We start from the raw sequence: 13,231 nt of genomic DNA, 5'->3' as shown, positions 1-13,231 counted from the left end.
GCTACTGCCCGCCCGCCTTCGGCAGCGGGATGATCTTCGCACCGCCCTCGACCACTGGCGCTCTCGCGCCTCGCATCACCGGAATGCGCACGGTTACGGCCGTGCCTTCGCCCAGCGTGGAGTCGAGGCTCATCGTCCCGCCGTGCAGTTCTGCGAACGCCCGTACCAGCGACAGGCCGAGACCGGTGCCTCGCGCCCGCTGCTCGGCGTCGCCGGCCTGTTCGAAGGGGCGGCCCAGACGGTCGATGTCTTCGCCGGCGATGCCGACGCCGGTGTCGGCGACGATGATTTCCAGCGTATCGCCGATCGCCTCGGCCGACAGGGTGACCGACCCGCCCGCGGGGGTGAACTTCACGGCGTTCGACAGGAGGTTCAGCGCGATCTGCTTCAGCGCCCGACGGTCGGCGGAGACGTCCAGCGGCTCGGTCGGGAGGACGGCCGACAGGATCACGCCCTTCTCGTCCGCGCCCACCCGCACCAGCGCCATCGCTCCGGACAGCACCTCGCGCGCATCCATCGTCTCGCGCGACAGGACGTAGCGTTCCGCCTCGATCTTGGACACGTCGAGCACGTCGTTGATCAGATCGAGCAGATGCCCGCCGGCCTGGTGGATGTTCTGAACGTACTCTGCATAGCGATCCGGCAGGGGGCCGAAGATGCGCTGGCGCATGATGTCGGCGAAGCCCAGCACGGCGTTCAACGGCGTCCGCAGCTCGTGGCTCATATTGGCGAGGAAGCGGGTCTTGCCCGCCTCGCGCGCCTCGGCCTCGGCGCGGGCGGTGTCCAGTTCCAGCTCTCGGACATACTGGGCGGTGAAGTCCTCGGCATGGGCGATCAGGCGCGGGCCGTTGCGGTCGTCCAGCCGCTTCAGGCCGATGCGAATGCGCCGGTCCATCGCGGTGCGGGGCGAGAAGACGACGGCGTTCTCCTGCCCGCTGGCCGCGCGGGTCAGGGCGCCCAGCACGGCCGGCCGGTCCTGCAGCAGCACTGCCCCGACGAGGCCTTCCTCGAACAGCGGGTCGATCGCCAGCGCGGGCGGCGGCGCGCCATAGGCGGCCAGCACCTTGCCCGAGGGCTCCATCACCAGCGTCAGACCCGGCTGGGTCGCCAGCAGCGCACCCAGCCGCCCGGCCGAGGCCTCGGCGCGGTCCAGTCGGCGGTCCCGCGCGCGCCACGAAAACTCCAGTCCGATCAGGGCCGCGCCGGCGGTCAGCACGGCCGAGGCCGCCGCCAGCAGGGGCGCGCCCGTGCCGGGACCGACCAGACCCGTGGAGGCCATACCGGCCAGCGCAGCCAGTCCTGCCCCCGCTGCGCCCATCTGGGCGGCCCTGCGCGACCCCAGCGCCAGCCCCGCGGCCAGAGGCATGAAGACGAAGCCCGCCAGCGGCCCTGTAAGCCCGCCCGCCAGCGCCGAGGCCGTGACCGCCGCCAGCACCCATGCGCCCAGCAGTCCGCCCCGCGTCGCCGCCGTATCCTTCGCCAGCAGCCAGGGTCCCAGCAGGCCCGGCGCGATCAGGGCCAGCAGCGCGTACATCGCCGGTCCGTTCAGCACCGACCCGCCGCCCGCGCCCATGGCCAGCAGGGCGACAGCCACAGCCCAGCCCGCATGCCACGCCGTCAGCGCCGCCCGGTCGGGCGCCGCCTTGGGGATCTTCGTCGATGTGGGAGGGCTGCGGTTCAAATGACGGCTTCGGATGAATTTCTTCAAGCGGAGCCTAGACCGTCGGGTGAGTCGCCCAAAGCGCGCACCCGTTACAGGCGACTGTGGGCTGGGGACAGGTTGGCGCCGCCCTCGCCGGGGCCTATCTGGCGGCCATGACGCAACCGCTCCCCATCGACGACGTGCTGGCCGAACTGGTCGAGGAGTTCGACCTGCTGGGCGACTGGGAGTCGCGGATCGAATACGTCATCGACCTCGGCAAATCGCTGGAGCCCTTGCCCGATGCGGACAGGGCGGAAGCGAACAAGGTGCCCGGCTGCGCCGCGCAGGTCTGGCTGGCGGTGCGTCGCGAGGGCGACCGCCTGCACTTCCTCGCCGACAGCGACAGCGCGCTGAGCAAGGGGAATATCGCGCTGCTGCTGCGCCTCTATTCCGACCGGACGCCGGCGGAGATCCTCGCCTTCGACGCCCGCGCCGCCCTCGACCGGCTTGGCCTCCCCTCCGCCCTCACCCGCCAGCGCGCCAACGGGTTGAACAGCATGGTGGGGCGTATCCGCGAGGCGGCGGCCGCCTAGGGCGTCATCCAATCCTGTAGTGCAGGGCCAGCGCGCGTAGCCCTCGCGCCAGCACCGCCTTGCCCTCCCGCCGTTTGAGACCCGCCTCGCGCTCCGCGATCTGCAGCGTGGTCGCATTGACGCATACGGCCTCGACCATCGCCCGATCCTGACCGCACGCCGCCAGCGCCGCCTCAACCCGTCTGGACGCGGTCATCGCAAGATCGCCCGGTTCGACCCGCGCGGCCGAGCCGCCGCCGGCGCGCGGCAGGGCGTCCCAGCGCATGGTCAGCGACGGCCCCCTCAGGGCGATCTCTGCCTCCGCTTCAAGCCGCCGCGCCGCCGCGATCTCGACCCGGCCCAGCCACGGCCGCCCATCGGCATCGCGACGGCTGGCCAGCCACAGGATCGGCGAGTGCGTCAGGTTCGCCCGCAGTCTTGAGAGCTGGCCGTCCGGCTGGATCACCGCCTGCTCGCCCTCTTCAACGCCAGGACGACCTGACGCGACGGCCGCATCCTCCACGGGCTCGCGCTTCAGGACCCAGCCTCCGCCGCGACGCCCCTTCAGGCCCGGGCTTTCGACCAGACTGCGGTAGGCCGCCTCGTCGATAGTTTGGGTCACGCCGTCGCCCCGACTGCCGGTCCGCACCACATAGCCGCCGCCTGACGCCTCGATCCATGCCCCGGGGCGGCGCAGCAGACGGCGCGCCTTCACCGCCGCGCTCACGCCGGAAGTCCCTTGCGGCCGTTGGTCAGCAGCGCCTGACGGGCGCAGCTCTCCAGCCGGTCCAGCATCTCGTCCAGAGCCGGCGCGTCCCGCGCATCCTCAACCCAGCGGCAGGCCTTGGCGGCGCTGGTCCGGTTCATGCCGAACGCATGCGCCACCCGCTCCATCGGCCATTCGAAGGTGATGTAGGCGAGATAGATCGCCAGCCGCCGCGACCGGCAGATCGCGCCGGTCAGGCGGCCCCGCTCGTCCATCCTTCGTGTCGGCACCCCGGTCGACGCCGCCACAAGGGTCAGGGCCAGTTCCGCCCGGATACGGTCTTCGGGCCGCACAGGCGGCCAGTACGCTTGCTCCACAACTCCACTCCCATCTCCCGGACGGCTTTCGCGTCGCCCGCTGAGATAGGAATATATACTCACGACACGTCTGAATCGGTCGCAGGTGAGTCCGATTGGCCGCAATCGTTAAAAAGTGCGCCGGATTGACTCGGGACTCTCGACGCCGATTCGCAAATCAGCCTACGATTCGTTAACTGGATCGCGTTAACCCTTCTTAAGGTTTTGAGAGGTTAACGTCGGAACAAGGTTACCCGTTAAGACGGGTGATGTGGATAATGCATAGCTTGGCCTGGAGGGGCTTTAATGCGCGTTCTGCTTATCGAAGACGATCACGCGACCGCGCAAAGCATCGAGCTGATGCTGAAGTCGGAAGGCTTTAACGTCTACACGACGGACCTCGGTGAAGAGGGCATCGATCTCGGCAAGATCTATGACTACGACCTGATCCTGCTGGACCTGAACCTGCCGGACATGAACGGCCTTGAGGTTCTGCGCCAATTGCGCGTTGGCAAGGTCAACACGCCGGTCATGATCCTGTCGGGCACCTCGGAGATCGAGACCAAGGTCAAGACCTTCGGCGGCGGCGCCGACGACTACATGACCAAGCCCTTCCACAAGGACGAACTGATCGCGCGCACCCACGCCGTGGTCCGTCGCTCCAAGGGGCACGCCCAGGCCATCATCCACACCGGCGAGATCGCCGTGAACCTGGACGGCAAGACGGTCGAGGTGAACGGTCACCGCGTCCACCTGACGGGCAAGGAATACCAGATGCTGGAGCTGCTCTCGCTCCGCAAGGGCACGACCCTGACCAAGGAAATGTTCCTGAACCACCTGTACGGCGGCATGGACGAGCCCGAGCTGAAGATCATCGACGTCTTCATCTGCAAGCTGCGCAAGAAGCTGGCCACGGCCGCCGGCGGCAAGCACTACATCGAAACCGTCTGGGGCCGCGGCTATGTGCTGCGCGACCCATCGGAAGGCGCCGCGCAAGTCGCCGCCTGATCCTTCAGGGAAGAAACGTCAGAAACTGCGACGCCCGCCGGAGACATCCGGCGGGCGTTTTGCTGTGTGGGGCGCCCGAGCGGACTGCTCGAAGGTCGTCTATGGGTGGGAAGCGGACATTGCTCAGCGACCGCCAAGCTCCTTGGGAAAGCCGGTTTCAGTCTCGCCAGCGTTCTGGATCATCTGAGATAACTTGGATCGCGTCAGCGTAGCCGTTGTATGCCGGTTGATTGTCACCAACTGGCTTCGAGCATTTCCGTCAGCGTCGAAAAGTTGGAATGCGACACGCTCTCCCTCCGCGGACTGGATATGCGGCTCGCAACTGGGGAAGTCATTTTTGAGCGTCCGCAACAATGCTGTGCGGAACTGCGGGGTCGCCACGCTCGGCTTGATCGATGCTGTCATTCGCCGATGATCTGCCACCGTTGAAACGTCCGCAACGGGTCGAAATCAGCCATTCATCGCCGGCTTCACGCACGACAACGCCCGCCGGATCACTCCGACGGGCGTATCAGTTTCAGACCTGCAGGACATCAGCCCTTGGCGGCGTAGCCCTTGCCGCCGTTTGACGGGCGGCGGCGGCGCGGGCGGCGGTTCATTTCGCCGACCGGCTTGGGCTCGTTGGCCGGGGCCGAGCTGTGGCGCGGGTCATTGTTGGTGTTGCGGGGCCGTTCGCGGGCCATCGGATCGAAGGCGCGCTCCGGAGTCGGGCGAGCGTCGGCCGCGCGCCCCTTGCGGACGCGGTGCGGCTGTCCGCCGCCCTCCAGCTTGACGCCGTCGCGGCGCGGATTGCGCGGACCGCGTTGCTGCTGGCGATCGCCCCGACCATCGTCGGGCATCGAGGCCTTGGACTTGACGCCCGAGGCCATGATCGACTGGTCCAGCAGGGCCAGTGACTTGTCGTTGCGGCGGTCGGTTGCCGGGATCTTCTGGCGGGTGACCTTCTCGATGTCCTTGAGCAGCTTCATCTCGTCGCCGGCGACGAAGCTGACGGCCGAGCCGTCCTTGCCCGCGCGGGCCGTCCGGCCGATGCGGTGGACATAGGATTCCGGGACGTGCGGCAGTTCGAAGTTCACGACGTGCGAGACGCCGTCCACGTCGATGCCGCGCGCGGCGATGTCTGTGGCGACCAGAACGCGCAGCTTGCCGGCCTTGAAGGCGGCCAGGGTGCGCTCACGCTGCGGCTGCGACTTGTTGCCGTGGATGGCGCCGGCTTCGACGCCGCCGGCTTCCAGATAGGCCGCGACCTTGTCGGCGCCGTGCTTGGTCTTGGTGAAGACCAGGCAGCGGGTATAGCCCGGATCGGCGAACATCTCGGTCAGCAGGGCGCGCTTGCGGCCTTGCTCGATGTGGATGACCGACTGGTTGATGCGCTCGACGGTGGTCGCCTGCGGCGTCACCTGAACCTTGACCGGGTCCTTCAGCAGCTCGCCGGCCAGCTTGCCGATCTCGGACGGCATGGTGGCCGAGAAGAACAGGTTCTGACGCTTGGCCGGGATGCGGCTGACGATCTGCCGGATCGGTTTGATGAAGCCGAGGTCCAGCATCTGGTCGGCCTCGTCGAGGACGAAGATCTCGGTCGCGGACAGGTCGAGGTTCTTCTGCTGGATATGGTCCAGCAGACGGCCCGGGGCGGCGACGAGGATGTCGAGGCCCTGATTCAGCGACCGCTCCTGACCGCCGTACTTCACGCCGCCGAAGATGACGGCGACGCGGAAGCCGAGGTGCTTGCCATAGGCCTTGAAGCTCTCGCCGATCTGGGTGGCCAGTTCGCGGGTCGGGCTCAGAACCAGACAGCGCGTGGTGCGCGGCACGGGCGCGACGCGGTTGGCCGCCAGACGGTGCAGGATCGGCAGCGCGAAGGCCGCCGTCTTGCCGGTGCCGGTCTGGGCGATGCCCAGCAAATCCTTTCCGGCCATGACGTCCGGAATCGCCTGGGCCTGAATGGGGGTAGGCGTGGTGTAACCCTCGGAAGTCAGCGCCTGTAGCAGCGCCGGATTCAGTCCGAAGGATTCAAAGGTCTTGTTGCTCATCGAGCGGTTCTTTCGCATGCGGCGACGCGCATCAGCCATGGCTCAAGAGCCGTCAGGGCCGCGCACCGCCAGTCCCGATGTGGCTTCGCAAGGAGGCCGTCGGGGTGGATCGGGCGCCGCCCCGCGTGTTCGGGCAGCGAATGAATCTTGAGGAGCCGGCCGCTTCTACAGACAGGTCCGAAGTGGACCTTCACGCGCTGGAGCGCGCCGGACATCGCGTGTTGCGATGCAGCAAAGGTAGGGGAAGATTGCGGCTGTGGCAAGGCGGCGGTGGGTCCGCCGCCCCGCCCGCAGGCCTCAGTGGCTGCCGTTGAGCATGGCGTAGACCTGCTCGTAGTTCCCGTTCACCTCGGAGAACCGTAGCGGTTTGACCCGCTCGACGAGGATTTCGCCACGCGGCGTGTCGCCCCGCTCGATCAGGCCGATCACCTCGGCGGTGTAGTCCGCCAGCGGCATGGAGTTCGGATTCTCCGCATGGCCCGGCATCAGGTCCGTCGCCACCGCCGGGGGCGCCAGTTCCAGAACTTCCACCGAAGTCCCGGCCAGCTGGGTGCGCAGCGACTGGGTCCAGGAGTGGATCGCCGCCTTGGTGGCGTTATAGGTCGGCGTGGCGACCAGTGGAATGAAGGCCAGCCCCGAAGTCACCGTCACCACCGTCGCGACGGTCTGCGCCCGCAGATGCGGCAACAGGGCGGTGGTCAGGCGGATCGGACCCAACAGATTGGTGGCGATCGTCGCCTCGGCCGTCTCAAGCGGGAACGGATCGGCCGTCAGGTCTTCCGCCACCATGATGCCCGCGTTGTTGATGACGACATTCAGGTCGGGATGATCCTGCGTGACCTGCGCCGCGAACGTCCGGATCGCGTCGGCGTCAGACACGTCCAGCGTCGCCCACGCCATGCCCGGGTTGGCCTCCGTGACCTCTTTTAGCGGTCCGTCGCGACGGCCGGTGATGATGACCCGGTTGCCGCGCGCGTGCAGCGCCTCGGCCAGCGCGCGGCCGATGCCCGTGCCGCCGCCGGTGATCAGGATGGTGTTGCCGGTGATCTTCATGATCGCATTCCTTCGACGCGTGCATTCGCGTTGAAAGCCAGATATGCCTTACACTCTCCATTGGAAAGCAGGCACCCGAAGTCGCCATACTTACCGCCGGGAAAGATTTGGACATGACAGCGCTTCCGCCCGCCAGAATTTCGTCTCCCTACCATGACGAACCGGCCGATCCTCGTGTCGAGGCGCTGGTGAACGAGGTCATCGGGCGCATCGCGGACAAATGGACCATGCTGATCCTCGAGGTCCTGACCGATCACGGCGAGCAGCGCTTCACCCGCATCGGCGATCTGGTCGGCGGCATCAGCCAGAAGATGCTGACCCGGACCCTGCGTCAGATGGAGCGCGACGGCCTGCTGGTGCGCACCGTCCACCCGGTCATCCCGCCCCGCGTCGAATACCGCCTCACCGATCTGGGCCTGACCCTGGCCGAGGCCTTCTGCGGCGTTTGGACGTGGGCGGAGAAGAACCTCGACCGCATCGAGACCGCCCGCGCCGCCTTCGACGCACGCAAGCCCGGCTAGCTCAGCAGCCCCACCGCCAGATTTACCGCCAGCGCCACGATCACGGTGTTGAACAGGAAGGCGGTCAGGCTGTGCAGCGTCGACAACCGCCGCATGCCCTTGTCCGAAATCTGGATATCGGCGGTCTGGGACGCGACCCCGATAATGATCGCGAAGTGCAGGAAATCCCAATAGTCCGGCGCCTCGTCGCCCGGGAACATCAGCCCCTCGCGATCGCCCCTGCCGTCCGCGCTGTAGTACCGATGGGCATAGTGCAGGCCGAAGATCACATGGACGAAGGTCCAGGACAGGGCGACGGTCGCCAGCGCGAGAACCGCCTCGCGCCCTCCCCCGGCCGCCGCCTCGCCCACCACCACGACCACGCTGGCGACGGCGGCGACAACCGCCAGCGGCAGAACGGCCGGTCCGGCTTCATCCAACGCGGCCGCCCGCGCCCGGATCTGCTCGACCGTGTTCCTTCGCCAGACGTGCGCCAGCGTACCCCCAAGGAACACCGCCGCGCCGGCGTCCCATCCCAATGCCAGTCGCGACGCCCAGCCGCCGCCCCATGGCCACAGGGCGCTGGACAGCACGATCAACGTCATCGCCCACAGCGGCCAATGCAGCCTCACAATGCCCGCGCGGTCGTTCATGGGGAGAGCATGGCGTGAGTCTCGCCAAGCGTGATCCCGACATTCACGCCCTTCTCCGGCCGTAGGAGAAGGATGTATGGGTGCCCCATGACCTCGAAGATTTCCCAAGCCGACGCCGAAGCCGCCGTACGCACCCTCATCGAATGGGCCGGCGACGATCCCGATCGCGAGGGTCTGCTGGACACGCCCGCCCGGGTCGCCCGCAGCTACCGCGAACTGTTCGCCGGCTATGAGGTCGAGCCCCGCGCCTATCTGGAGCGGACGTTCGAGGAGGTCGGCGGCTACGACCAGCTGGTCGTGCTCAAGGACATCCGCTTCGTCAGCTTCTGCGAGCACCACATGCTGCCGGTCGTCGGCGTGGCCCACGTCGGCTATCTGCCGACCGACCGCGTGGTCGGCATTTCCAAGCTGGCTCGCGTCGTGCGCGGCTATGCCCGCCGCCTGCAGATTCAGGAAAAGATGACGGCCGAGATCGCCTCAGCCATCGACGAGGTGCTGCGGCCCCAGGGCGTCGGTGTTGTCATCGAGGCCGAACACAGCTGCATGACCATGCGCGGCGTGGACGTCCCCGGCGCCAGCCTGACGACCAGCAGCCTGATGGGCGTGGTCCGGGACGACCCGCGAACCCGGGAAGAGTTCCTGCGGCTGGTGCGCGGCTAGGTCTTCGGCCCGCTCCTTGCGGGGATCGCCTCGAAGGAGGCCTTTCCGATGGCCTGGAGTGCGATTTCGACCCGGAATGAAACACCGCCCATCGTGCGTGGCGGGTGGCTCGACGCGCTACGTTTCATCGTGGCCAGCCTGATCATCCTGCACCACTTCGAGATCTCGACCCCGATCGCGCCGCTGGCGGAGACGCTGCACCCGGTGTTCCAGCGCGGCGGCTTCCTGCTGACCAACTTCTTCCTGATCGACAGCGGCTATGTGCTGATGCGGGTCTACGGCGCCTCCGTCGCCGGGGGCCGGATGTCGTCGACGGACTTCTTCCTGAAGCGGTTCCTGCGGGTCTGGCCCGCGCACATCATCATGGGCCTGAGCCTCATCGCCCTGATCGTAGGCGGCGCCGCCATGGGCTTCGCGCCCCGCGCGCCGGAGTGGTTCCGCTGGGATCAGCTGTGGGCCCAGCTCAGCCTGACGCAGGCCTATGGCGTGCCCGGCGGCTATGGCTGGAACGCGCCCAGCTGGTCGATTTCGGCGCTGCTGGGTTGCTACCTCGCCTTCCCGCTCCTGCTGCGCGGCATCACGAAACTGGGCCCGTGGAGCGTGCTGGCGCTGGGCGTCGGCGGCTATCTGTTGGTCAACCAGCTGACGTGGAGCCTGCTGGGCTATCCGGTCTATCAGATGCCGATGGGCTACGGCTTCGTCCGCGCCCTGCCGTTGTTCGCGCTGGGCATGGCGCTGGCCTGGTTCGCGCAGAAGGTCTGGATCGCGCCGCGTCTGGCCGGCTGGGCCGGGATCGGCGCCGCCCTGCTGCTGGCCTTTGTCCAGTATTTCGACAAGCATGCCCTGATCTCGCTGGCCTGCATCGGGACCATCATCCTGGCCGCCGGCGCGACCCCGACGCCGCGTCCGTCGAAGCTGGTCGAGAAGGCGGCGATGGTGTCCTTCTCGATGTTCATCACCAATGAGGTCGTGCGCATCGCCTGGTTCGGCGTGGCCAATGTGGCGACGGCGAAGTTCGGCCTGCCGCTGGGTGTGCAGTGGGCGCTGTGGTTTGGCGGTGTGGCGGCGGCCTTCGTCTTCGCCTTCCTGTTCCACACCCTCATCGACACCCCGATCCAGAACCGTATTCGCGCCTGGCTGAAGGGCCGTTCGCGCCGCCGGCTGGAGACGCGCGAGCCGGTGGTGTCGCTGGAAGGCTAGTCCGCGCTGTTCAGGTGCAGGATGTTGCCGTCCGGATCCTTGAACCACACCATGCGGAAGTCCCCCATCCGATGGACGCCGTCGGCATAAGTCGCGCCGTCCATGTCGTAGCGCTCGAACGTCACGCCCTTGTCCTTCAGATCGGCGGCGATGGCCTCGATGCGTTCGCCCACGCCCCAGACCACCGCATTGGCCCTGTTCGTGCCGGCGAACTCTGACGGATAGACAACGAGGTGCGTATCGCCGGTCCTGAACACCAGCGGCGCATCCCCGCCGCCCTCCACCACGTCGAGCCCCAGCGTCTGTTCATAGAACTGTCGGGCGCGCTCCATGTCGCTGACGGCGACGATGGCGGACGAGTTAAAGGCCTTGAGCATGGTCGATCTCCCTGTCGGGAGAGCGAGCGTTTGTGACGGCGCTGCGGTTCCGCCGTCAGATCGGCATGCGCATGATTTCCTGATACGCGGAAATGACCTGATCGCGGACGGCGATGACGGTCTCCAGCGAAGCCTCGGCGGAAGAAACGGCGGTGACGACGTCGATCAGGCTGTTCTGGCCCTGGATATTGCCGGCCATCTGGGTTTCGGCGCCTTTGGTGGCCTGGGTCATGTCGCCCATGACGTTGGTCAGCATCTGGGCGAAGCCGGACTGCTCCGGCGCCGGCGTCGGGCTTACGGGGGCGGCTCCGCCCTGGATCGCCGAATAGGCCTTGGCCGCCATCAGGGGGTTCATCGATCAGGCCCTATCGCTTCAGGATGTCGAGGGTGCGCATGTCCATGTTCCGCGCGGTCTCGATGACGTTCAGGTTGGCTTCGTAGGCGCGCTGGGCCTCGCGCATGTCCATGGCCTCGACGAGGGTGTCGACGTTGGGACGCAGGACGTAGCCCTCGGCGTTGGCGGCCGGGTGGGACGGATCGTATTCGCTGCGGAAGTCGGACTGGTCGGGCCGAACCTCGGCCAGGGTCACGCCAGTCGCGCCGTCGATCTCGCGCGCCTGAAAGACGGGGATCTGGCGGCGATATGGCTGACCGCCCGCGACCTCGGCGGTCGACTGGGCGTTGGCGATATTCTCGGCGATGACGCGCATGCGCGACTGCTGCGCCTTCAGGGCGCTGGCGGCGACGGCCATGGCGCTGTTGCGGGGCGGCGGGTTTACCGGATCGGGCATGAGTCAGTCTCCCTCAGCGCGCCGGCGTCTTGGCGGCCAGCCGCAGCATCGACATGGACTTCTGGTAGAAACTGATGGCGGCGTCGTAGGCCATGCGGCTCTCGGCCATCTTCAGCATCTGCTCCTCGACCACGACCGAGTTGCCGTCGAGCGTCGTCTCCGAATCCGGCGCGGCGGCGCTTTCGAAGCGCGAGACCTGCCCGGCGGGCGCGATGTGCATGGCGCTGGTGCGGACCATGGTGACGCCGCGTCCCTGCTGCATTGCCTTGGCGAAATCGGTGGGCGCGTTCAGGTCGCGCGCCGCATAGCCGGGCGTGTCCGAGTTGGCGACGTTCTGGGCGATGACGCGCTGACGCTCGTCCAGCCAGCCGAGGCGCCCCTTTATCTGGCTGAGCAGCGGAAGGTCGGTGAACCCCACGGCGACGGACTCCGGGCGCGGATCGCCCAACATTGGATGGGCAGAAAATGCCGTGTCCATGGTTAATCCGGGCTTAACCATGATCGCCGAAACCTCGGACGCCGGGACAGTCGCCGGCCGGGCTTTCAGAATGAACTTCCTCGACCTGCTGCGCGCCGTCTTCGCGCTGGCCTTCACCCTCGGGATCATCGGCCTGGCCGCCTGGGCCGCGCGACGCTATGCGCCGCAGCTGCTGGCGAAGCTGAGCGCCGAGCGCGGCGAAAAGCGTATGCAGGTGGTCGAGACGCTGGTCCTGGACCCCGCCCGCCGGCTGGTTCTGGTGAAGATCGACAACGAGGAACGGCTGCTGATCCTCGGCGAGGGCCGCGAGCTGATCGAGCCGCGCGGGCCGGAGGCGGGCAAGTGATCCTGAAGGCGATCTTCCAGATCCCGACAAAGGACGAGCTGAAGCGCGCAGCCAAGCTGTCGCTGCTCGCCACCTTGCTGTGCATGTGCTGGCCGTTGGCTGCCTTCGCGCAGGATGCGGCGCAGTCGGGCGCGGCGATCAATATCGATCTGGGCACCGGCTCGGGACTGACCGAACGGGTCGTCCAGCTGGTCGGTCTGATGACCGTGCTGTCGCTGGCGCCGTCGATCGTGATCATGACGACCAGCTTCGTGCGGATCGTCGTGGTGCTGTCCCTGCTGCGGACGGCGCTGGGCCTACAGCAGTCGCCGCCCAACGCCGTGATCGTCTCTCTGGCCCTCTTTCTGAGCGCCATCGTCATGGCTCCGACGTGGCAGGACGCCTATGATTCGGGGATCAGACCCCTGCTGGACCAGCAGATGGAGCTGCCGCAGGCCTTCGACGCGGCCTCGGAGCCGGTGAAAACATTCATGTTGTCGCAGGTGGACCAGGACGACCTCGCCCTGTTCACCCGACTGTCGCAGATCGAGGCCCCGACACAGGCTGCGGAACTGCCTCTGCGGGTGGTCACGCCGGCCTTCATGATCAGTGAATTGAAGCGGGCCTTCGAAATAGGATTTCTTCTTTTCGTTCCGTTCCTTGTGATAGACCTGGTGGTCGCCAGCGTGCTCATGTCGATGGGCATGATGATGCTTCCACCGGTGGTGGTTTCCCTCCCGTTCAAGCTGATCTTTTTCGTGCTCGTAGACGGGTGGAGACTCGTCTGCGGAAGCCTCGTCGAGAGCTTCCAGAGGGCCTCCGGAACGGGCTGAATCCCCAGCCTGATTGGCTTTGAACGCCGAAGGCGCTTGCAAAG

At 67.1% G+C, this 13,231-nt stretch carries 18 protein-coding genes; 7 read left to right on the top strand and 11 right to left on the bottom strand.

The features are described 5' to 3' along the window. Position 1: 1 nt before the first annotated feature. A complete protein-coding gene (locus ACIQC9_RS01520) occupies positions 2-1,681 on the bottom strand; it encodes a sensor histidine kinase (protein WP_400611846.1) in 1,680 nt (559 codons plus the stop codon). A gap of 134 nt (positions 1,682-1,815) precedes the next feature. Here ACIQC9_RS01520 and ACIQC9_RS01515 point away from each other — a divergent pair, with 134 nt between their 5' ends. Further along, positions 1,816-2,235, top strand: a complete 420-nt coding sequence (locus tag ACIQC9_RS01515) for a SufE family protein (RefSeq protein WP_400611845.1) — start codon at positions 1,816-1,818, stop codon at positions 2,233-2,235. Positions 2,236-2,239: 4 nt separating this feature from the next. Here the strand turns inward: ACIQC9_RS01515 and ACIQC9_RS01510 are convergent, their stop codons facing one another. Together ACIQC9_RS01510 and ACIQC9_RS01505 are read right to left on the bottom strand one after the other, a co-directional pair. Next, positions 2,240-2,941, bottom strand: a complete 702-nt coding sequence (locus tag ACIQC9_RS01510) for a DUF6456 domain-containing protein (protein WP_400611844.1) — start codon at positions 2,939-2,941, stop codon at positions 2,240-2,242. After that, positions 2,938-3,297 carry a chromosomal replication initiator DnaA gene (locus tag ACIQC9_RS01505; RefSeq protein ID WP_400611843.1) on the bottom strand — a complete coding sequence of 120 codons (360 nt, stop codon included), beginning with the start codon at positions 3,295-3,297 and terminating at the stop codon, positions 2,938-2,940. Before ACIQC9_RS01505 ends, ACIQC9_RS01510 begins: the two co-directional genes overlap by 4 nt. Before the next feature lie 285 nt (positions 3,298-3,582). Between ACIQC9_RS01505 and ctrA the strand changes: the two genes are divergently transcribed. After that, a complete protein-coding gene (gene ctrA / locus ACIQC9_RS01500) occupies positions 3,583-4,284 on the top strand; it encodes a response regulator transcription factor CtrA (protein ID WP_400611842.1) in 702 nt (233 codons plus the stop codon). A 123-nt stretch (positions 4,285-4,407) separates the two neighbouring features. On the opposite strand, the gene ACIQC9_RS01495 is transcribed toward ctrA, so the two are convergent. The 3 genes from ACIQC9_RS01495 to ACIQC9_RS01485 all read right to left on the bottom strand — a co-directional run bounded on the left by ACIQC9_RS01495 (position 4,408) and on the right by ACIQC9_RS01485 (position 7,370). Next, entirely contained in the window at positions 4,408-4,689 is a 282-nt protein-coding gene (locus ACIQC9_RS01495; protein WP_400611841.1) for a hypothetical protein, read from the bottom strand. A gap of 128 nt (positions 4,690-4,817) precedes the next feature. Then, positions 4,818-6,317, bottom strand: a complete 1,500-nt coding sequence (locus ACIQC9_RS01490; protein WP_400611840.1) for a DEAD/DEAH box helicase — start codon at positions 6,315-6,317, stop codon at positions 4,818-4,820. A 297-nt stretch (positions 6,318-6,614) separates the two neighbouring features. Then, complete coding sequence (locus tag ACIQC9_RS01485) at positions 6,615-7,370, bottom strand: SDR family oxidoreductase (RefSeq protein WP_400611839.1); 756 nt, start codon at positions 7,368-7,370, stop codon at positions 6,615-6,617. Positions 7,371-7,483: 113 nt separating this feature from the next. Between ACIQC9_RS01485 and ACIQC9_RS01480 the strand changes: the two genes are divergently transcribed. Further along, positions 7,484-7,891, top strand: a complete 408-nt coding sequence (locus ACIQC9_RS01480) for a winged helix-turn-helix transcriptional regulator (RefSeq protein ID WP_400611838.1) — start codon at positions 7,484-7,486, stop codon at positions 7,889-7,891. On the opposite strand, the gene ACIQC9_RS01475 is transcribed toward ACIQC9_RS01480, so the two are convergent. Beyond that, positions 7,888-8,523 carry a DUF1345 domain-containing protein gene (locus tag ACIQC9_RS01475; RefSeq protein WP_400611837.1) on the bottom strand — a complete coding sequence of 212 codons (636 nt, stop codon included), beginning with the start codon at positions 8,521-8,523 and terminating at the stop codon, positions 7,888-7,890. The two genes, ACIQC9_RS01480 and ACIQC9_RS01475, sit on opposite strands and share 4 nt — an antisense overlap. An 87-nt stretch (positions 8,524-8,610) precedes the next feature. On the opposite strand from ACIQC9_RS01475, the gene folE reads away from it, so the two are divergent. After that, positions 8,611-9,183 (top strand): GTP cyclohydrolase I FolE, encoded by a 573-nt coding sequence (gene folE / locus ACIQC9_RS01470; RefSeq protein WP_400611836.1) that lies wholly within the window; start codon positions 8,611-8,613, stop codon positions 9,181-9,183. Between the two features lie 48 nt (positions 9,184-9,231). After that, on the top strand, positions 9,232-10,383 hold the full coding sequence (locus tag ACIQC9_RS01465; RefSeq protein WP_400611835.1) for an acyltransferase family protein: 1,152 nt from the start codon (positions 9,232-9,234) through the stop codon (positions 10,381-10,383). On the opposite strand, the gene ACIQC9_RS01460 is transcribed toward ACIQC9_RS01465, so the two are convergent. From ACIQC9_RS01460 to flgB, 4 genes are read right to left on the bottom strand one after another with little or no spacing between them, the layout of a single operon-like run. Continuing rightward, on the bottom strand, positions 10,380-10,760 hold the full coding sequence (locus ACIQC9_RS01460; RefSeq protein ID WP_400611834.1) for a VOC family protein: 381 nt from the start codon (positions 10,758-10,760) through the stop codon (positions 10,380-10,382). The two genes, ACIQC9_RS01465 and ACIQC9_RS01460, sit on opposite strands and share 4 nt — an antisense overlap. Positions 10,761-10,815: 55 nt before the next feature. Further along, positions 10,816-11,115, bottom strand: coding sequence for a flagellar hook-basal body complex protein FliE (locus tag ACIQC9_RS01455; protein WP_400611833.1), 300 nt, complete (start codon positions 11,113-11,115; stop codon positions 10,816-10,818). A 10-nt stretch (positions 11,116-11,125) separates the two neighbouring features. Then, positions 11,126-11,551 (bottom strand): flagellar basal body rod protein FlgC, encoded by a 426-nt coding sequence (flgC, locus tag ACIQC9_RS01450; protein ID WP_400611832.1) that lies wholly within the window; start codon positions 11,549-11,551, stop codon positions 11,126-11,128. A gap of 13 nt (positions 11,552-11,564) precedes the next feature. Beyond that, positions 11,565-11,969 (bottom strand): flagellar basal body rod protein FlgB, encoded by a 405-nt coding sequence (flgB, locus tag ACIQC9_RS01445; protein WP_400615346.1) that lies wholly within the window; start codon positions 11,967-11,969, stop codon positions 11,565-11,567. A 130-nt stretch (positions 11,970-12,099) separates the two neighbouring features. On the opposite strand from flgB, the gene ACIQC9_RS01440 reads away from it, so the two are divergent. Next, positions 12,100-12,375 carry a FliO/MopB family protein gene (locus tag ACIQC9_RS01440; RefSeq protein WP_400615344.1) on the top strand — a complete coding sequence of 92 codons (276 nt, stop codon included), beginning with the start codon at positions 12,100-12,102 and terminating at the stop codon, positions 12,373-12,375. An 83-nt stretch (positions 12,376-12,458) separates the two neighbouring features. Beyond that, positions 12,459-13,187, top strand: a complete 729-nt coding sequence (fliP, locus tag ACIQC9_RS01435) for a flagellar type III secretion system pore protein FliP (protein WP_400615341.1) — start codon at positions 12,459-12,461, stop codon at positions 13,185-13,187. Positions 13,188-13,231 lie beyond the last annotated feature (44 nt).

Origin of the sequence: Brevundimonas sp. NPDC092305 (genome assembly GCF_044755415.1) — a bacterium.
In the GTDB taxonomy this organism is placed as follows: Bacteria; Pseudomonadota; Alphaproteobacteria; order Caulobacterales; family Caulobacteraceae; genus Brevundimonas.
This window is presented reverse-complemented; position numbering and strand designations above follow the sequence as displayed.